The organism is Halorubrum sp. F4 (genome assembly GCF_027257195.1).
GTDB lineage: Archaea > Halobacteriota > Halobacteria > Halobacteriales > Haloferacaceae > Halorubrum.
This window is the reverse complement of the sequence record NZ_JAPDFS010000003.1, coordinates 42,098-59,085: the sequence shown is the minus strand read 5'-3', so window position 1 is coordinate 59,085 and position 16,988 is coordinate 42,098. Positions and strand designations below refer to the sequence as shown.

The window sequence follows — 16,988 nt, the reverse complement described above, 5'->3', positions numbered from 1 at the left end:
TACTCCCGCTCGTTTCACTCGCGGGACCGCCCCGCACCTCACGCCTCCCCAGCCTCGGGCTCAACGACCCGCCGGAACCGCTGGCGGGTCGTATCGTCCTCCACCGGAAATCAAAGATTTCCGAGCAGCCGGCGCTCCGCGCCGGCGACCTCGCGCGGGCTACTCGCGGCCGCCACGGCGGCCGCTCGCAGGCGCGCGCCACCGCTCGAGCCACTGAGTGTCGACGGCCGAGCGGCTGGGGGAATCGCTCTCTACCGATGATCGCCTCTCACCGGGCGTACAGCGGTCCGCCGACGAGCGCGGCGAGCGCGACGCCGTCGTCGGGGGTGACGGCGACGTACGGGTGTGAGACCGGCCCGAACACGTCGACGACGCGGCCGACCCGCGAGAGGGACTCGTCGACGACGCCGGCACCGATGTCCGGCGGTTCCTCTCCCGGATCGGCGCGGGCGATCGCGAGCCCCTGGGCGGTTCTGACGACGGTGCCGACGCGGCGCATCGTCACTCGCGGAGGATCCCGATGTAGGCGGCGATCGCCTGTACGAGGTCGTTCTTCGCGGTGTCGTCGGTGCCGCGCACCACCACCGCGCCGCGGGGCTCGTACTCGCGAGAGTACGTCTTCTCCCGTTCGATCACCGCGTCGTAGCCGACCTGCTGGACCGCCTTCGCGATCTCGTCGACGGTCGGGTCCTCGACGGCGAGGTCCGTCGGGACGCGGCGACCCTCCGACCGCGACCGGTCGGCGTCGAAGTAGGCGGGATACACGACGTTCTCGACCATACCGGTGAGGCGGGCCCGCGGGGTAAGGTCGTTTCGGACTGCGGTCGTCTTCTCCCTAGACGTGTTCCCCGAGGAACTCGACGATCGCGCGGTACGCCTCGATCCGGTTCTCCAGCTTCGAGAAGCCGTGTCCCTCGTCGTCGAAGATCAGCTTGCGAACCGGAACGTCCTGCTTGCGGGCCTCCTCGACGATCCGCTCGGCCTCGCCGACGGGCACCCGCGGGTCGTTTGCGCCGTGGAGGACGAAGAGCGGCGACTCGATCGACTCGACGTTGTTGATCGGCGAGATGGACTCGAGGAACTCCCGGTCCTCGGCGAGCGAGCCGTACTCGGCCTCGCGAAGCTCGCGCCGCCAGTCGCCGGTGTTCTCGAGGAAGGTGACGAAGTTCGCGATGCCGACGACGTCGACGCCGGCGGCCCACAGCTCCGGATACTCCGTCAGCGCCGCGAGCACCATGAACCCGCCGTAGGAGCCGCCCATCGCGACGATCCGGTCGGGGTCGACCTCCGGGTGGTCGTGGAGCCACTCGACGCCGGCCCGCAGGTCCGCGACCGAGTCCATCCGATTCTCCACGTCGTCGAGCGCGGCGTACGCCTTCCCGTATCCCGAGGAGCCGCGGACGTTCGGTTCGAAGACCGTGTACCCGCCGTTCAGGAGGTACTGCTTGACCGCCTCGAAGGATGGCCGACGCTGTGACTCCGGTCCGCCGTGAATGTCGACCACGACGGGATACCCCGACTCGGGCGCGTCCGTCTCGGGCACCGAGAAGAACGCGGGGATCTCCCGCTCATCGAAGGTCGGATAGTGGACGAGTTCGGGCTCGACGAACGTGTCTCGAGGGATCCCGGCGGTGGAGGCGTTCGTCCAGCGTTCGGTCTCGCCGGTGGTCGTCTCGACGACGTGGACGTTCGCGTTGTCGGTGCTGCCCGTGGCGGTGATCGCGAACCGGTCGCCGTCGGGACCGAAGCTCACGCCGCCGGCGACGCCCCTCGGCAGATCGGGCTCGGGGAACTCGTCGATCCGGTCGGGCGCGACCAGTTCGCCGACGGTTATCTCCGTGTAACCGTCGACGTTCCGCGAGTACACGATCCGACGGGACTCCTCGTGGATCGCGACGCCGTCGACGTTCCAGCCACCCTCGTCGGGGTCGGCGTCCGGTGCCGTCCTCCCGCGTTCCTCGCCGTCGACGACGCCGAAATCGCCGGTCTCGAGGTCGAGCCGCTCGAGACGAAGCGTGTCGGTCTCGCGGTCGGTGACGAGGTAGATCGCCTCGCCGTCCGGTCCCCATTCGGGGCTTCCGTACCGAACGTCCCCCTCGTGGGGCGTGTGGTGTGTCAACTCGCCCGACTCGACGTGGAGGGTGTACAGGTCGTGGTCGAACGAGGAGTGCGCCTCGTGGACGATCAGCCGGTCGTCGGCGGGCGACCAGCCGGCCACGGAGAGCCAGCCGTCGCCCTCGTGGACGAGCTCCGCGTCGTCGCCGACGCCGTCGCGGTTCTGAACGTAGACATCGAAGACCGCCTCCTCGCGGCGGTTCGACGCGAACGCGAACCGCTCGCCGTCGCTCGTCCAGCCGCCCCACCGGTGTTTCGCTCCCGGACGCTCCGTGAGATCAGTTATCTCTCCGGACCCGAAGTCGAGCCGGTACAGCTGTGCGCGCTCGTTTCCGCCCTCGTCCATGCCGAAGACGGCCTCCGACCGCTCCGGCGACCCGTCGACGAACGTGACGCGCTCCTCGAAGAACGTGCGTTGCTCGGGCCACGAGAGCGGGGCGTCGACCGACCACACCTGCGAGGTTCCGGTGGTGTCGAGCAGAAACGAGAGTCGGCCGTCGGGACCCAGGTCCGCGCCGCCCGCCCCCCGCACGTTGAGGTAGCGCTCGACGTCGTATCGGTGCATACGTCCCGTTCCGTCGCGGGGGAGAAACCGTTTCGGGTGGATGCGACGTCTCCCGGACGCGCCGCGTCCCGCCGGGCGGATCGCGGGTCTTTTTGTTCGCCCCCGTCCTCCGGTCGTCGTATGCGCGTCGCGTTCGTCTCGCTTTTCAGCCCCGAACACGGCGACACGCCGGCGCGTTCCCGGACGCACCGGACCGCCGCGGGGCTCGCCGACCGCGGCCACGACGTGACGTGGCTGTGTGCCCGCTGGTGGGGCGGCGAGGCGTCGACGTTCGAGACCAACGACGTCACGTACCGGTCCGTCGTCGTCGACCCCTCACCGACGGCGTTCGCGGCGCGGGTTCCGGCGGCCGTCCGCCGGCTCGACCCGGACGTCGTCCACGCGGTCAACAGTCCGCCGACGCCGGCGCTCGCGGCGACCCTCGCCGGTCGGATCGGCGGTCCGCCCGTGCTCGTCGACTGGTGGCGCGATCACCCGGCTGACTCGCGGCGAGCCTACCGGCTGCTCGCGCGCGACGCGGACGCCGTCTCGACGCCCTCGCGCACGACGAAGACGCGGATCCGCGAACACGGCGCGGACGGCTCGGCGGTTCGAGTGATCCCCGAGAGCGTCGATCTCGACCTCGTCCACGAGACGGAGTCGGACGACCGCTTCGACGCGGTCTACTCGCGGCGGCTCGACCGCCACGCCAACGTCGAGACGTTCCTGTTGGCGTTGGCCGAGCTCCGCGGGCGCGACTGGAACGCGGCCGTGATCGGCGACGGTCCCGAGCGCGCCCGGATCGAATCAACCGCCGAGGACCTCCGGATCGACGACCGGGTAACGTTTCTCGGGGACCTACCGCTCGACGAGCGCGTCTCGGTGTTCAAAGGCACTCACGTCTTCGCGCAGACGGCGAGCTGGGAGACGTTCGCGACGGAGCTGCTGTGGGCGTTGGCCTGTGGCTGCGTCGGGCTCGTCGAGTACCAGGCCGACTCGAGCGCCCACGAACTGGTCGAGGGTCGCGAGCGCGGACGACTCGTCACGAGCCCCGCGGAGCTGGCCGACGCGATGGCCGCCGTCGGCGATCTCGAGCGGCGAACGAGCGATCCCGCGTTCGAGACGTACGGCCGCGACGCGATCCTCGACCGATACGTCGACGTCTACCGCGAGCTCGGCGCGACTTGAGGTTGCACCTACACGGCCGAAGACCGGTGACGGGAGAAGGGAGCGCGCGGAGTCGCGGTTCAGGCCTCGTCGGGGGCGATCGTTCCGCCGTACTTCATGAAGACGAACGCGAGCCCCAGGGTGCTCACCATGGCGATGAACGTGGCGATGGTGAGCGCACGGGCGCTTTCGGGGACGAACACTGCGCTACTCTCTCCCCCGCCGGTGTCCACCGTCGGAACGTCCTCGCCGACGGCGAGTCCGGCGTGCATGCCGACCGACGTGTGGGGGACGCAGTGGTAGTGGGTGATGCCGGCGTCCTCCTCGCTCGTTTCGTACTCGTAGGTGTAGCCCTCCTCGTCGACCGGGTCGCCGCTATCGAGGCTGGCCGGGCCGCCGTCATCGACGGTCTGGACGTTGTGTGCGCCGCCGTTGCCGGTCCACTCCCAGGTGATGGTCGTTCCCGGGTCGACCCACAGTTGCGTCGGGTCGAACGCGAGTCCCTGGTCACCGGCACCCACGGAGACCGTCACCTCGCTCTCGCCGCGGGCGTCCTGGTAGGACCCCACGTTCCCGTTCGTGGCGCTCGGCCAGTCCGGCTCCTCGCTCCCGCCTCCGTCCTCCTGTCCCGCGGCGGTGCCCGTCGCGGCCGTGGCCCCGCCGACGGCGGCGGCCGTGCCGCCGGCGGTCCGCATGAACGTGCGCCGAGAGACGTCGTCCGTGCTCATGGATCCGGGTTCGTCGCCGCCGATAGTGAATATGTTGGTTCCGCTCGCTCGGAACCGGTGACCGCCGCCGCTTCCGGTCGGTCCGCCAGTCGCTTCCGGCCGACCTCAGCGAACCGAATCGAGCAGCAACCGCTGTTCGACCCGTTTGACCTCGTGTTGGACGTCTCGGACCGCGTCGATGTTCGCGGAGATGGAGGAGACGCCCTCCTCGACGAGGAAATCGACCATCTCGGACTTCGAACCGGCCTGTCCGCAGATGCTGGTGTCGACGCCGAGTTCGCGACACCGCTCGATCGTATCGCCGATGAGCCGGAGAACGGCGGGGTGGAGCTCGTCGAAGCGGTCGGCGACGTGCTCGTTGTTGCGGTCGACCGCGAGCGTGTACTGGGTCAGGTCGTTGGTGCCGAAGGAGGCGAAATCGATCCCCGCCTCGGCGAGCTCGTCGATCTGGAGCGCGCTCGCCGGCGTCTCGATCATCACGCCCCACCGGTGTGTCTCCGGATCGATCCCCGCATCGCGCATGTGGCGTTTCACGCCCTCGAGGTCGGCGGCGTCGTTGACGAGGGGGAACATCACCTCGAGGTTGTCGTATCCCATGTCGATGAGCCGCGCGAACGCGGCGAGCTCCTGGCGGAACGGCTCGGGCTTGTCGAGGCTCCGACGGACGCCCCGCCAGCCCAACATCGGGTTGTGCTCGTTCGGCTCGCCGTCGCCACCCTCGAGATCGCGGAACTCGTCGGTCGGCGCGTCGATCGTTCGAACCCGAACCGGTCGCGGATAGAACTCGTCCGCGACCCGCCGGACGCCCTCGATGAGCTCGTCCTGATACGCTCGCTTGCCGTGGTCGGCGATGTACTTCTCCGGCGTCTTCCCGAGCGACAGCACCATGTGCTCGATCCGGAGCAGGCCGACGCCGTCCGCGCCGGTCGCGGCCGCCCGCTCGCCGGCCTCCGGGATCGAGACGTTCACCTTCACCTCCGTCGCGGTCATCGGCTTGACGGGCGTTTCCGGCCGTGCGGCCTCGACCGGCTCGAACTCCTCGCCGGACTCGGCCGCCTCGTCGGCTCCGGCGCGGACGGTTCCCTTGTCGCCGTCGAGGGTCACGCCCCCGCCCTCTTCCAGCACGCGAGTCCCGTTACCCGTGCCGACGACCGCCGGAACGCCGAGCTCCCGGGAGATGATCGCGGCGTGGCTCGTCATCCCTCCCTCGTCGGTCACGATCCCCGCGGCACGTTTCATCGCGGGCACCATGTCCGGCATCGTCATCTCGGTCACGAGCACGTCGCCCTCCTGGACCTGGTCGAGGTGGTCGAGCTTCGTCACGATCCGGACGGTACCCGACACGACGCCGGGGCTCGCGCCGAGCCCGTCGACGAGGACGTCGGCGTCGTCGTTCGCGCCGTCCTCCGCTCCGGAGCCGCTCGCGTCGCCGTTCCCGTCGGCCGCGGCCCCGCCGGTCGAGTCACCGACGCTGCCCGCGGCCGCGTCGTCACCGGCGTCCTCGCGGATCGTGGTGATCGGCCGCGACTGGAGCATGTACACCTCGCCCTCGTAGATCGCCCACTCGACGTCCTGGGGGGTGCCGTAGTGGTCCTCGACGAGTTCGCCGAGCCCGACCAGCTCCTCGATCTCCGCGTCCGAGAGGACGCGCTCGTTCCGTCGGTCCTCCCCGACCTCGAGCTGGACCGTCTCGCCCGATTCGGGGTCCTTCACCATCTCGACCTTCTTGTCGGCGATCGTGACGTTCTCCACGGTCCCGCGGCCGCGGTCGTACACGTAGTTGTCCGGAGAGACGGTGCCCGAGACGACCGCCTCGCCGAGTCCCCAGGCGGCCTCGATCGTCATCTGTGGGTCGCCGGTCGAGGGATGGCTCGTGAACAGCACGCCCGACTTCTCGGCGTCGACCATCCGCTGGACGACGACCGCGATGTCGACGTCCTCGTGGGGAAAGCCGCGCTGTTGGCGGTAGTAGATCGCCCGCTGGGTGAAAAGCGACGCCCAGCACTCCTTCACGCGCCGGAGGAGGTCGGCCTCTCGGACGTTGAGGAACGTCTCCTGCTGGCCGGCGAACGACGAGTCGGGCAGGTCCTCGGCGGTCGCCGAGGAGCGGACGGCGACGAACGCCTCCTCGCCGTCCTCGCCCATCTCGCGGTAGCTCTCCAAGATCCCCTCGCGGACCGGTTCGGGGAACGGGGTCTCCGTGATCAGCTCGCGGGCGGTCGCCTCCGCCTCCCGGAGCGCCGCGGAGTCCTCGGGGTCAACGTCGACGGCGGAGAACAGCTCCTCGTCGATCTCCGCCTCCTCGATGAACTCGCGGTAGGTCCCCGCCGTGACGACGAATCCCGGCGGGACGGGCAGCCCCGCGCCGATGAGTTCGCCCAGCGACGCTCCCTTGCCGCCGACGGTCCCGATGTCGTCGGCGTCGACGTCGTCCAGCCAGAGTACTGCCATTCGTATGTTCGGTGGATATACTACCCACCGTATGAATCTTCCGAACAAAACATCGGCGAATAAAAGATTACTCGAGACCGAGTTGTCGGCGTCGATCGACGGTGCGCTCTACCGGCAGCTCGAAGGCGAAAGAGGGCCGAGTTCGTCGCGGGATTGACGAACCGACGAACGGTCCGTACTTCCCTTCATGAGTTCGCCCGACCTATACTTACTTGCTGCTCGAACGTCGGATCCGATCACATGTTACAGATGTTGTAACACCCCGGCCGTCGTCACGTCGCCGTGAGCCGCCGTCGTTCGTCCCGAAGGATCCGCTCCCAGAGGCCGAACAGCCGACTGTCGAGCCCGTAGGCCGCGTCCACTCGAGCGACCCAGTCGTCGTCGGCGAAGAGCAGCTCCTGGAACCGCCGGATATCCGGAGAGAGGCGGTCACGGTCGCCGGCGTAGTACGACAGCGACTCCTCGCGTGCCCGTTCGACGAGGCCGTTCGGGACGTCGATCCCGTCGGCGTGCGCGGCGTGGACGAACCACTCCAAATGGAGGAGCGCGGCCGCCGCGAGGAACCGTTCGCGGAACCCGGAGACGCCGTCGAGCGCGGGGCGCCCGTCGACGACGACGTCTCGTGGCCGTGAGAACCGCGGGGCGGTCGCGGTCACGGCCGCGGCGGCGGCCACCTCGCGGGCCACTCGCCGAAGCCGCCACTCCCCGTACCTGACCGGCGCGAGGAGGCCCAGTTCGTACCAGAGCGGCATCCACTCGCAGTAGGGCTCCGAGAAGACTCCGTCCGCGAGCAGCGTCGTCGCCACCGACCGTGCCGCCGCCGGCGAGAGGTCGGTCGGGTCGGTCGCCAGCGCGGTCGCCACGCGGTCGCCGTCGATCGCGTCGGCCCCCGGAAAGCCCATTCCGTCGGCGACGTGGTACGTGTACGCGCGGCTCGCGGCGTACCAGTCGGCGAAGTCCGACGGCGTGGTCAGTCGAAGGAGACGGAATACGGTGATGGCGGACGTAGGTTCGGCGAGGTCAAAACCGCTCCGGCGTGTCGGGGTCGTCGTCGGCGAGCGTGTCGGGGTCGTCGTCGGCGAGCGTGTCGGGTTCGTCGTCAGCGAGCGCGTCGTCCAGTCCCCACTCGCTCGCGCGTTCCCTCGCCTCGCTGCGCGCCTGCTCCCGGATCGCCGCGATCCGGTCGTCGTCCGCGAGGAACGCCGCGACCGCGTCCGCCTCCTCGTCCTCCTCGTCCGCCAGACGGTCGGCCGGCGCGGCCTCGCGCGTTCGCTCGGCGAGGTCGGGGTCGTCGGCGAGCTCCGTCGCCGCCGCCGCGGGCGGGACTCGGAGCGCCTCCTCGTCGTGGGCGGCCCGGAGCGCCTCGGGTGCGACCGCGTACAGCTCCACCCGATACGGACCGGGTACGGCAAGCTCGGCGAGCGCGTCGGCACCGCCGCTGTCGGTCACGGTGTTGTACGCCAACACGGGAACGCCCGCCTCGAAGGTGAGCACGCCGCGCGCGTCGCCCGAGAGCAGCAGCGTCTCCTGGGGAACGACCGTCGCGTACCCCGTCAACGACCGCTCGAGCGCGGCGGACAGGGTGGTGCCGACGTCGGAGACGACCCGCGAGCGGAGGAGGTCACCGCGCGGGATCTCGAGGACCGGCGCGTCCGTCGATCCGCTCATGGGGTGTCGGGGACGACCGCGCTCTTGAACCGCGCCGCCACCGCGTCCTCGTCGCCGTCGCGCACTTCGAGCCGGGCGGCCGCCTCGCGGTACCGCTCCGCGGGCTCGCTGTCGGGCGCGTGTGCTAAGAGCGGCTTGCCCGCCCGCCGCGCCGCGCGGACCACGTCGCTGTCGGGCACCTCCGCGAGTACCGGCCCGCCGAAGTGTCGACCCGCCTGCTCGGCGATCGCCGCGGCGGGCTCTCTGACCTTGTTGAGCAGCACGCCGGCCGTCTCGGTGCCGTACGAGCGGGCGTACTCCTGGACCTTCAGTCCGTCCGAGAGCGCGGGAATCGTCGGCTCGACGACGACCACGACTCGGTCGGCGAGGACGACCGGCAACACCGCGGACTTCGAGCCCAGCGCGGCCGGCGAGTCCAGAAGGAGGACGTCGGTGTCGCGGGCGAGTTCCGCGACGACCTCGCGGAGCCGCGCGGGGTCGGCCGCCGAAAAGCCCTCGAGCGAGGTGCCACAGGGGACGACGGAGAGCCCGAACCGCTCGTAGGTCGCCTCCGAGACGTCGGTCGCGGTCCCCTCGACGAGCAGGTCGTGGAGGGTGACCGTCGCGTCGTCGAGCCCGGTGTGAAACAGCAGGTTCGCCATTCCGGTGTCGGCGTCGACGACGGTCACGTCGTGCTCCTCGGCGAGCGCCATCCCGAGCGCGAGCGTGCTCGTCGTCTTGCCGGTGCCGCCCTTGCCGCTGGCGACCGCGAACGCCTCGACCATGCCTCCTCCACCGTGTCGACCCGCTAAAAACTGTCTATCGGTCGGACGTGCGCGCGGGTGACGACGGACTCGGACTAGGCACTTGCGCGTGCGTCGTCGGCATCGTCCCCATCAACGAGCGGGTAGTCGACGTGTACCTCGATCCGATCGAACGGAACGAGAGGTCGTATCGCGCCGCCCGGGCCGCCCTCCTCCAGCGTGAGGATACCCAGCACTTCCAGCTGCTTGAGGTCCGAGTGGACGTCGGACACGTCGCGATCGACGAGGCGGGCCGCCTCGCGCATGCTCTCGGGACCGTTCTCCGCGATCGCCCGGACGAGTTCGAGGCGAAGCGGCGTGAGGCTGTCGATGAGGTCGTCGTACGTCCCGAATTGGAGCGTCGCCGTTCCTTCCTGGTCGTCGAGACCGTCGGCCTCGACGTCCCTGACGAACTGGAGTGCGTCCCCGCGGAGCTGTTCTCGGTCGCCGACGGTGATGTGAAGCGTGGTCATGGGTGGGTGAATCAGTGGATCGGGTGGTGGTCGGTCAGTACGGCCGGGGTGGATCGCCGCCGACGGCGTCCCAGTACTCGTCCGTACTCGCCCAGAACTCGACGAGCCGGTCCTCCATTCCCGGGAACTCGACGTCGTCGACGTCGCCGGCTGCGGTGTGATGTTCGTGGCCCTTCGTGTCCTCGTGGGAGTTGTCGTACCGGACGAGCGTGAGATCGTCGAGGGTGCCCAGGTGGAGCGTGTACTTCCAGCCCGAGGGGTACGTCTCGGTGGCGTCGGTCGGCCGAAGCACGACGTTCTCGACGAGGCCGGATTCGACGTGCGTGTACTGAAAGAACGGTTCCTGGGCCATCCCTCTCGGCGTTGGGACGGCAGCCAACACCATAAGCGTTGGGTGTGTGACCAACATCGGGACCATGGCGAAGACGTCGGGGAGTTCCGTCACGGGACCTCGGGGCATAGCACGCCTCGGGGTTTCACGACGCATCCGTTTCGCTCATCACCGGGAACAGCGCTTTTGTCCGTCCGTATCAATACTCCGTCATGGTCGAGACGATCACCGCAGACGAGTTCCGCGATATGCTCGACGCGGCACGACGCGGCGAGCGTGACTTCGTCGTCGTCGACACCAGGCCCGAGGAGAGCTACGCGGGCTGGCGGATCGCCGACTCGATCAACTACGTCTACAAGCCGTTCCACACGTTCGACCGCGACGAGTTCGAGAGGGCGACCGGGATCGGACCCACGGAGACGGTCGTGACCGTCTGCGCGAAGGGGAAGTCCTCGCACGCGCTCGCGGACGACCTCGCGGCCGCCGGCTACGACGACGTCTACGCCATCGACGACGGCATGCGCGGCTGGTCGGCCGTCTACGACCGCGTCGAGGTTCCCCTCCCCGACGCCGGCGACGACTCCCTCGACGTCGTCCAGATCCAGCGCCGCGCGAAGGGCTGTCTGGGGTACCTCGTCGTGGGCGGATACGGGGACGAGAACGAGGACGGCCCCAGAGTCGCCGTCGGTGGTTCCGATGGCTCCCGCGTCGCCATCGCCGTCGACGTCTCCCGTCACGGCGAGGAGTGGCTCGCCGCGGCCGCCGAGCACGACGCGTCCATCGCGGCCGTGCTCGACACCCACGTCCACGCCGACCACCTCTCCGGCGGCCGTGCCCTCGCGGACGAGTTGGAGGTCCCCTATCTCCTCCCGGCGACGGCCGAGGCGCGCGACGTGGCCTACGACTTCGAGCCGATCGAACGCAACGCGACCCTCGAGGTCGGCGGGATCGACGTGAAGGCGCTCGCGACGCCCGGCCACACCGACGACATGGCGAGCTACCTCGTCGGCCGGTCGGCCGTCCTCACCGGCGACACCCTCTTCACGGACAGCGTCGGGCGCACGGAGCTCCAGTTCGCGGCCGGCAGCGAGACGGAACGGGAACCCGGCGACGAGGCAACGGAACGGGAGTCCGCCGGCGCACGAACCGGCGCGGAGCGGCTCTACGACTCGCTCCACGGCACCCTGCTCGCGGAGCCCGACGACGTCGTCGTGTTGCCCGGACACTTCTCCGTCGCCGCCGACGGGACCACGGGTGGGGCGGTCCCCGGCGAGGCCGTGGCGACGACGGTCGGGGAGGCGCGAACCGGGATCGATCTGCTCGGACGGGATCGGGAGGCGTTCGTCGAGGAGATCACGGCGACGCTGCCGGAGAAGCCCCCGAACTACGAGTCGGTGATCGCGGCCAACCGCGGGGTCGAGGTGCCGGACGACGAGGTCGATGCGACCGACCTCGAACTCGGGCCGAACCGCTGTGCGGCCGAGCCCGCGCCGGAGCCCGAGGCGGACGACTGAGAGCGGGACCGACGACGGACCTGGAAGCTCACTCGTCCTGTAGATCGGCCTCCCGCAACGCCTCGTTCAGATCCTTTCGAACGCGCTCGCCGGTCTCGCGGTCCATCGCGGTCGTGACGATCCGGTTCTCCTGGACGCTGGAGCCGTCGCGGAGGAGGAGCCGGACGTTGCCGTTCGTGCCCGCGCGCGTCGCCTTCGCACGTAATCCCGTCCGCGATCCGGTGCCGCCGGCGTCGATCGGGCCGGGGACGATCTTCTTCACGTGGGGATGTTCGGCCACCGTTCGGACCGCCCGTCGACCCTTCCGGTCGCCGATGAGCGTCGAGTGGGAGCCGCCGACCTTCTCGCGCGGCGGCGTCTCGACCACCTCCAGCGCGCGGTCGCCGCGGCGGTCGAGAACCCACTCGACGACGTCGCCGTCGGCGTCCCCGTCCGGCACGCGGTAGAACTCGTGGTGGAGCTGTGCGCGCGTCTCCCGGAGGGGCTCGCGAGCGCCGGCGGCGTACACGGTCTCGGGACGCTTCCGGCGGATCTCGTCGGCGACGCGGCCGGCGAAGTTGCGGAGCTGGACGTGGCTCAGCTCCTCGTCGTCCTCCGGACGGGTCGTGATCGCCGTTCGTCCGACGACCTCGTCCTCCTCGAGCATCGCCAGCTCCGCGCGCGCGTCCGAGAACGCCACGACGACCGCGTCGCTGTTGGCGGTGTTACAGGTCAGACAGTAGTCCCCGGGCTTCTCGAGGGACGTCCCGCACCGCCGGCAGTTCATACCGACCGGTGGCGCGTGCCGGATAAAAGACCGTCCGTTCGGATACCCGTCGGGTCACGAACCGTACCGCCGTCGGCCCGAGTGGAGCAACCGATATTAGTCGATGCCGCACACAGGGGACGTATGGATGCCGACCGATCCGGATCCGACGGGACGAAGGAGGAACCGGACCAGGCGGACGTTGGACTGGACGAGACGGAGGGCGATCCGGACGACGGGTCGCCCGGCCCTATCGAGTCGCTCATCGAGGACGCGGTCGACGGGGAGTGGGCCGACCAGCTGTTCCGAAGCGGGCGAACGAACGCGCTGATCGCCTGGGCGATGGTCGCGGTGCTCGTCGGGACGTTCCTCGAGAGCCTGCTCGAGTTCGACCTCCTCTCGATGGCCCTCACGACGGCCGTCGTCGCGGTCGTCGTCGCCCCCGCGGTCGCGGCGCGCGACCCGCGGGCGATGCTCCCGTGGGAGCTGCTCGCGCTCGCGCTGTTGCCCGTGTTGGTCGGGGCGCTCCTGGGTGGTGATCTGGGCGTCTTCGCCGTCTACCTCGCGATCGCGGCGCTCGCGCTCGTCATCACTGTCGACCTCCACATGTTCACCTCGCTGCGGGTGACTCACTGGTTCGCCGTCGTCCTCGTCGTGATGACGACGCTGGCCACGGCCGCCGCCTGGTCGATCCTCCGGTGGAACCTCGACCGTCGTTACGGCACGTCGTACCTGACGACCAACGAGGCGTTGATGGTCGAGTGGATCTACGTGACGCTCGCCGGGCTCGCCGCCGGGATCCTCTTCGACGTCTACTTCCGGCGGCGCGGACGGCGACTCCGCCGCGCGCTCCGGCGGGTGGTGCGCCGATGACGCTGCTCCCTCGACCGTCGGCCCGGAACCAGAAGCGACTCTCCCGGACGATGCAGGCGGTCCTCGCCGCCATCGTCGTCTACGGGATCGTCGCCGGCGCGCCGAAGGCCATCTCCAACGGCGGGATCGCGCTGCTCATCACGTTCGTTCCGGCGGCGCTCGAACGCAACTACGAGGTCCCGCTCGACCCCTGGCTGGCGCTGTGGATCACGAGCGCCGTCTTCTTCCACGCCATCGGGTCGGCCTGGTTCTACACGCAGATCCCGTGGTGGGACCACCTCACTCACTCGCTTTCGGCGTCACTCGTCGCCGGCGTCGGCTACACGGTGTTGCGCGCCGTCGACCTCCACAGCGACGGGATCCGGATCCCCAGCCGCTTCGCGTTCGTCTTCATCCTCCTCGTCGTCCTCGCGTTCGGCGTCGTCTGGGAGCTGTTCGAGTTCGGGCTCGACGTGATCGCCGGCGCGACCGGCGTCACCATGCCGCTCGCACAACACGGTCTCGACGACACCGTCCTCGACCTGATGTACAACTCCATCGGCGCGCTGGTCGTGGCGACGTTCGGACAGGCACACCTCACCGGCGTCGCGGAGCGGATCCGCGACGGACTCCTCGCGCGGTCGGGCGGCTCCGGGGAATGAGGCGTTTCGGGGCGCCTCCACCGTCGTCGATCAGGCGAGACACGCCGCGACCACCCGCAGCGCGGCCTCGCCGCGCACCTCCTTCGCCAGAAGCGGCACCCGTTTCACGTCGCGTCCACGGAAGAGGTCGGTCGCGTCCCGGAGTGCCGCCTGCTGGACGTCCCAGCGTCGCGCACAGAACTCGCAGTGCTCGGGGTCGGGCTCGACGATCCACTCGGGGTCGACGTCGGCCACGTCGCTCACCCGCTCCATCACGCGGTTGACCACGAGCGTGTTCACCGGGATCTCGAACTCGTCGAGCCGGGCGACGAGCCGTTCGGACTCCACGACGCTCATCTCCTCGGGGATGGTGACGACGCGGAAGTCGGTCCGGTCCGGATCGCGTAACACGTTCCGGAGCCGTTCGATCCGGGCTTGAAGCTCCTCGAGGTCGGCGCTCGGATCACCTTCCTCCTCGCCCCCGCCGAACATCCCCTTTATGCCGTCCATCATGCCGGAGAACCGCTGGCGGAGCGTCATCACGCGGCCGATCATCGAGTTCATGATCTCGGGGAGCTGGAGGAGTCGGAGGGTGTGGCCGGTCGGCGCGGTGTCGACGACGACCCGGTCGAACCGCGGGTCGTCGAGGTACTCCAGTAGCTGCCGCATCGCCGCGGCCTCGTCGGCACCGGGCATCGTCCCGCCGAGCAGGGAGCCGGGCGCGTCGTCCATCCCCTCGGCAGCGTCGTCGGCCATCCCGCCCATTCCCGGCATGCCGCCCATCGCCTCGCCCATCTCGCCGAGTCCGCCGAGCGGATCGCCGTCAGCGCCGAACATCCCCTCTTCCATCGCGGCATCGGGATCGATCTCGACGGCGTAAAGCGGCACGTCCTCGTGGACCACCGCGGGTTCCGCGGGGACGTCGATCCCGAAGGTGTCCGAGAGCGAGTGGGCGGGATCCGTCGAAACGACGAGCGTCGGAACGCCGCTCGACGCCGAGGAGAGCCCGGTCGCGGCCGCCATCGTCGTCTTCCCCACGCCACCCTTCCCGCCGTACAGCACGTACTCCGGCGCGTCCACGTCCCGCGGAAGTCCGTCGTCCTCATCGCCGACGCGGTCGACGGGTTCGACGTCGATGTCGTCCATGCTCGCCACTGGCGGCGGCGGGCTTGTGTACCCGTCGGTCCGGGCCGAAAACGACGACTGTGGGGCGCGGGAAACCGTCTACACCGACCCGTCGAGTCGCTCCACGACCGTCTGGAGGTTCGCTTCGGTCTCGATCTCGCGTTTCACCTGTTCGCGCCGACGAACCGCCGCGGAGTCGGCGTCGTACGCGCGAACGTACTCCGCGCGGGTGTGCTCGTCGAACGCGTGCCGGATCGCGAAGTAGCCGTCCGGGACGATCGTGCCACACACCTTACACTCGTGGCGCTGGTGTTCTCGCGTCTGGTGGAGGACGACCGACTCCACGTCCTCGAAGACGGCGTCACACCCGTCGAAGCCGCACGCCCAGGGAACCATGTTCCACGGTTCCCGCCGAGGGGATTAACGGTTTCCCCCGAGGTCGTCGTCGGTCGTTCGTCCGTGACCGTCCACCGATCGTCCGGGACCGTCCGGCGACCGCGAACGATACCCCTTTGGGCGGCTTTCGCGTACCGCCGATCGTGAGCCGATCTCGAACGCGCGTCGACGCCCACGTCAAGGTCCTCGACGATCGCGTCGTTGCCCGTGCGAAGGAGCGTGGGATCGACGCGCTCGTGTACGCGCCTCACTTCACCCGGCTGTCGAGGGTTCGCGAGCGTGCGACCCGTTTCTCCGACGACGAACTGACCGTGATCCCCGGACGCGAGGTGTTCACCGGCGACTGGGGGAACCGTCGACATCTCCTCGTGATCGGGCTCTCCGAGCCCGTTCCCGACTACATCACGTTCGAGGGGGCGATGGCGGAGTTCGAACGCCAGGACGCCGCGGTGCTCGTTCCCCACCCCTCCTTCGCGACCATCTCGCTCACCCGACCCGAACTCGCGGCCCACGACTCCCGGATCCACGCCGTCGAGACGTACAACACGAAGCTGCTGTCCCACCAGAACGACCGCGCACACGACATCGCGAACGATCTCGACCTCCACGGGTTCGGCTCCTCGTACGCACACCTCCGACCGACGGTGGGGGAGGCGTGGACCGCGTTCGAGGGGGACCTCCCCGACGCCGAAGCGATCGTCGACGCGTTCCGCGAGGGACGCCCGCGTACGGTCGTTCACCGTGGCGGCCTCGGCCACCGGCTCCGCGGCCTCGTCGAGTTCGGCCATCTCGCCTACGAGAACACCTGGGCGAAAGCGGACCGACTCTTCCTTTCGGGGGAGGAGCCGACGCTGCCCTCCAACGTCGCCTACGAGGGCCGCTTCGACGACGTGGCGGTCTACGAGTAGCGAACCGTGAGAGGTATGGGCGGCGTCAGATCCCGATCCCGGCGGTCGCCGACGAGAGGTCCACGTCGAGCGAGACGACGTAGGTGGTGACCGCCCAGAAGGCCGCGATCTCGAGGGCGGTGATGATCACGGTCACCAGGTCGGCGTACTTGCTGCTCGTGGTGACGCCGAACGGTAACGAGAACTCCTCGTCCGAGAGCGGATGGAAGAGCGCGATCCCGCGGCGACTCCCGACCAGGTCGAGGACGTAGTGGGTCAACACGCCGACCCAGACGAAGTGGAGGTTGTCGAAGACGATCGGGTACGCGAGAACGACCGCGAGCACCGGGAGGCTGTGAAGCGTCTTCCGGTGTTTGCCGAAGGCCGTGTCGACGTCGGGGAACAGTGCCCCCAACACGATCGGAACCGTGATCTGGGCGACCTTCCGGGCGGTGTCGACGTCGACTCCCGGCTCCAGCACGAAGCCGAGTCCGACGGCGAGAAGCAGCGCGTTCAACACGTGGCCGCGTTTGTTCATGCCCCGGTCTCTTGCGGCATCGATTGAAAAG

Annotated in this window: 19 protein-coding genes; 5 read left to right on the top strand and 14 right to left on the bottom strand. The window is 69.4% G+C overall.

The annotated features are described in order from the left end of the window. Positions 1 to 268 precede the first annotated feature (268 nt). The 3 genes from OKW78_RS08610 to OKW78_RS08600 are packed head-to-tail and all read right to left on the bottom strand — an operon-like array spanning position 269 to position 2,680. Positions 269 to 499: an H/ACA ribonucleoprotein complex subunit GAR1 gene (locus OKW78_RS08610; protein WP_122105263.1), complete on the bottom strand. Its 231-nt coding sequence runs from the start codon at positions 497 to 499 to the stop codon at positions 269 to 271. A gap of 2 nt (positions 500 to 501) precedes the next feature. Beyond that, positions 502 to 780: a signal recognition particle subunit SRP19 gene (gene srp19 / locus OKW78_RS08605; RefSeq protein WP_281194786.1), complete on the bottom strand. Its 279-nt coding sequence runs from the start codon at positions 778 to 780 to the stop codon at positions 502 to 504. A 55-nt stretch (positions 781 to 835) separates the two neighbouring features. Next, positions 836 to 2,680: a S9 family peptidase gene (locus tag OKW78_RS08600; RefSeq protein WP_281194785.1), complete on the bottom strand. Its 1,845-nt coding sequence runs from the start codon at positions 2,678 to 2,680 to the stop codon at positions 836 to 838. A 120-nt stretch (positions 2,681 to 2,800) separates the two neighbouring features. Between OKW78_RS08600 and OKW78_RS08595 the strand changes: the two genes are divergently transcribed. Beyond that, the gene (locus tag OKW78_RS08595) at positions 2,801 to 3,847 is read left to right on the top strand and encodes a glycosyltransferase family 4 protein (protein ID WP_281194784.1); all 1,047 of its coding nucleotides are present in this window, start codon (positions 2,801 to 2,803) and stop codon (positions 3,845 to 3,847) included. Positions 3,848 to 3,906: 59 nt separating this feature from the next. Here the strand turns inward: OKW78_RS08595 and OKW78_RS08590 are convergent, their stop codons facing one another. The 7 genes from OKW78_RS08590 to OKW78_RS08560 form a co-directional block, all read right to left on the bottom strand. Then, the gene (locus OKW78_RS08590; RefSeq protein WP_281194783.1) at positions 3,907 to 4,554 is read right to left on the bottom strand and encodes a halocyanin domain-containing protein; all 648 of its coding nucleotides are present in this window, start codon (positions 4,552 to 4,554) and stop codon (positions 3,907 to 3,909) included. Positions 4,555 to 4,659: 105 nt separating this feature from the next. Beyond that, positions 4,660 to 7,005, bottom strand: a complete 2,346-nt coding sequence (gene ppsA / locus OKW78_RS08585; protein ID WP_281194782.1) for a phosphoenolpyruvate synthase — start codon at positions 7,003 to 7,005, stop codon at positions 4,660 to 4,662. Positions 7,006 to 7,277: 272 nt separating this feature from the next. Continuing rightward, the gene (locus OKW78_RS08580; protein WP_281194781.1) at positions 7,278 to 7,907 is read right to left on the bottom strand and encodes a hypothetical protein; all 630 of its coding nucleotides are present in this window, start codon (positions 7,905 to 7,907) and stop codon (positions 7,278 to 7,280) included. A 118-nt stretch (positions 7,908 to 8,025) separates the two neighbouring features. Further along, positions 8,026 to 8,673, bottom strand: a complete 648-nt coding sequence (locus OKW78_RS08575) for a hypothetical protein (protein ID WP_281194780.1) — start codon at positions 8,671 to 8,673, stop codon at positions 8,026 to 8,028. After that, a complete protein-coding gene (locus OKW78_RS08570) occupies positions 8,670 to 9,437 on the bottom strand; it encodes a P-loop NTPase (RefSeq protein ID WP_281194779.1) in 768 nt (255 codons plus the stop codon). The genes OKW78_RS08575 and OKW78_RS08570 overlap by 4 nt, the downstream gene beginning before the upstream one ends. Before the next feature lie 74 nt (positions 9,438 to 9,511). Then, a complete protein-coding gene (locus OKW78_RS08565) occupies positions 9,512 to 9,928 on the bottom strand; it encodes a transcriptional regulator (RefSeq protein WP_122105254.1) in 417 nt (138 codons plus the stop codon). A gap of 34 nt (positions 9,929 to 9,962) precedes the next feature. Continuing rightward, a complete protein-coding gene (locus tag OKW78_RS08560) occupies positions 9,963 to 10,280 on the bottom strand; it encodes a DUF6516 family protein (RefSeq protein ID WP_122105253.1) in 318 nt (105 codons plus the stop codon). 191 nt (positions 10,281 to 10,471) lie between these two features. On the opposite strand from OKW78_RS08560, the gene OKW78_RS08555 reads away from it, so the two are divergent. Continuing rightward, the gene (locus OKW78_RS08555; protein WP_281194778.1) at positions 10,472 to 11,773 is read left to right on the top strand and encodes a rhodanese-like domain-containing protein; all 1,302 of its coding nucleotides are present in this window, start codon (positions 10,472 to 10,474) and stop codon (positions 11,771 to 11,773) included. 28 nt (positions 11,774 to 11,801) lie between these two features. Here the strand turns inward: OKW78_RS08555 and OKW78_RS08550 are convergent, their stop codons facing one another. Continuing rightward, a complete protein-coding gene (locus OKW78_RS08550) occupies positions 11,802 to 12,539 on the bottom strand; it encodes a DUF2103 domain-containing protein (protein WP_281194777.1) in 738 nt (245 codons plus the stop codon). 123 nt (positions 12,540 to 12,662) lie between these two features. On the opposite strand from OKW78_RS08550, the gene OKW78_RS08545 reads away from it, so the two are divergent. Further along, positions 12,663 to 13,391: a hypothetical protein gene (locus OKW78_RS08545; RefSeq protein WP_281194776.1), complete on the top strand. Its 729-nt coding sequence runs from the start codon at positions 12,663 to 12,665 to the stop codon at positions 13,389 to 13,391. Then, positions 13,388 to 14,032 (top strand): hypothetical protein, encoded by a 645-nt coding sequence (locus OKW78_RS08540; RefSeq protein ID WP_281194775.1) that lies wholly within the window; start codon positions 13,388 to 13,390, stop codon positions 14,030 to 14,032. The genes OKW78_RS08545 and OKW78_RS08540 overlap by 4 nt, the downstream gene beginning before the upstream one ends. Before the next feature lie 30 nt (positions 14,033 to 14,062). Here OKW78_RS08540 and OKW78_RS08535 read toward each other — a convergent pair whose 3' ends face one another. Together OKW78_RS08535 and OKW78_RS08530 are read right to left on the bottom strand one after the other, a co-directional pair. Then, positions 14,063 to 15,157: a TRC40/GET3/ArsA family transport-energizing ATPase gene (locus OKW78_RS08535; protein ID WP_281194774.1), complete on the bottom strand. Its 1,095-nt coding sequence runs from the start codon at positions 15,155 to 15,157 to the stop codon at positions 14,063 to 14,065. A gap of 78 nt (positions 15,158 to 15,235) precedes the next feature. Beyond that, entirely contained in the window at positions 15,236 to 15,532 is a 297-nt protein-coding gene (locus OKW78_RS08530; protein ID WP_281194773.1) for a hypothetical protein, read from the bottom strand. A 143-nt stretch (positions 15,533 to 15,675) separates the two neighbouring features. On the opposite strand from OKW78_RS08530, the gene OKW78_RS08525 reads away from it, so the two are divergent. Continuing rightward, positions 15,676 to 16,440, top strand: a complete 765-nt coding sequence (locus tag OKW78_RS08525; RefSeq protein ID WP_369335035.1) for a PHP-associated domain-containing protein — start codon at positions 15,676 to 15,678, stop codon at positions 16,438 to 16,440. Positions 16,441 to 16,465: 25 nt separating this feature from the next. Here the strand turns inward: OKW78_RS08525 and OKW78_RS08520 are convergent, their stop codons facing one another. Continuing rightward, positions 16,466 to 16,957: a metal-dependent hydrolase gene (locus OKW78_RS08520; RefSeq protein ID WP_281194772.1), complete on the bottom strand. Its 492-nt coding sequence runs from the start codon at positions 16,955 to 16,957 to the stop codon at positions 16,466 to 16,468. Between the last annotated feature and the right edge of the window lie 31 nt (positions 16,958 to 16,988).

Coding starts and splice junctions, on each gene's coding strand:
- OKW78_RS08610 (WP_122105263.1), bottom strand. CDS start 499: ATGCGCCGCGTCGGCACCGTCGTCAGAACCGCCCAGGGGCTCGCGATC.
- srp19 (WP_281194786.1), bottom strand. CDS start 780: ATGGTCGAGAACGTCGTGTATCCCGCCTACTTCGACGCCGACCGGTCG.
- OKW78_RS08600 (WP_281194785.1), bottom strand. CDS start 2,680: ATGCACCGATACGACGTCGAGCGCTACCTCAACGTGCGGGGGGCGGGC.
- OKW78_RS08595 (WP_281194784.1), top strand. CDS start 2,801: ATGCGCGTCGCGTTCGTCTCGCTTTTCAGCCCCGAACACGGCGACACG.
- OKW78_RS08590 (WP_281194783.1), bottom strand. CDS start 4,554: ATGAGCACGGACGACGTCTCTCGGCGCACGTTCATGCGGACCGCCGGC.
- ppsA (WP_281194782.1), bottom strand. CDS start 7,005: ATGGCAGTACTCTGGCTGGACGACGTCGACGCCGACGACATCGGGACC.
- OKW78_RS08580 (WP_281194781.1), bottom strand. CDS start 7,907: ATGGGCTTTCCGGGGGCCGACGCGATCGACGGCGACCGCGTGGCGACC.
- OKW78_RS08575 (WP_281194780.1), bottom strand. CDS start 8,673: ATGAGCGGATCGACGGACGCGCCGGTCCTCGAGATCCCGCGCGGTGAC.
- OKW78_RS08570 (WP_281194779.1), bottom strand. CDS start 9,437: ATGGTCGAGGCGTTCGCGGTCGCCAGCGGCAAGGGCGGCACCGGCAAG.
- OKW78_RS08565 (WP_122105254.1), bottom strand. CDS start 9,928: ATGACCACGCTTCACATCACCGTCGGCGACCGAGAACAGCTCCGCGGG.
- OKW78_RS08560 (WP_122105253.1), bottom strand. CDS start 10,280: ATGGCCCAGGAACCGTTCTTTCAGTACACGCACGTCGAATCCGGCCTC.
- OKW78_RS08555 (WP_281194778.1), top strand. CDS start 10,472: ATGGTCGAGACGATCACCGCAGACGAGTTCCGCGATATGCTCGACGCG.
- OKW78_RS08550 (WP_281194777.1), bottom strand. CDS start 12,539: ATGAACTGCCGGCGGTGCGGGACGTCCCTCGAGAAGCCCGGGGACTAC.
- OKW78_RS08545 (WP_281194776.1), top strand. CDS start 12,663: ATGGATGCCGACCGATCCGGATCCGACGGGACGAAGGAGGAACCGGAC.
- OKW78_RS08540 (WP_281194775.1), top strand. CDS start 13,388: ATGACGCTGCTCCCTCGACCGTCGGCCCGGAACCAGAAGCGACTCTCC.
- OKW78_RS08535 (WP_281194774.1), bottom strand. CDS start 15,157: ATGGACGACATCGACGTCGAACCCGTCGACCGCGTCGGCGATGAGGAC.
- OKW78_RS08530 (WP_281194773.1), bottom strand. CDS start 15,532: ATGGTTCCCTGGGCGTGCGGCTTCGACGGGTGTGACGCCGTCTTCGAG.
- OKW78_RS08520 (WP_281194772.1), bottom strand. CDS start 16,957: ATGAACAAACGCGGCCACGTGTTGAACGCGCTGCTTCTCGCCGTCGGA.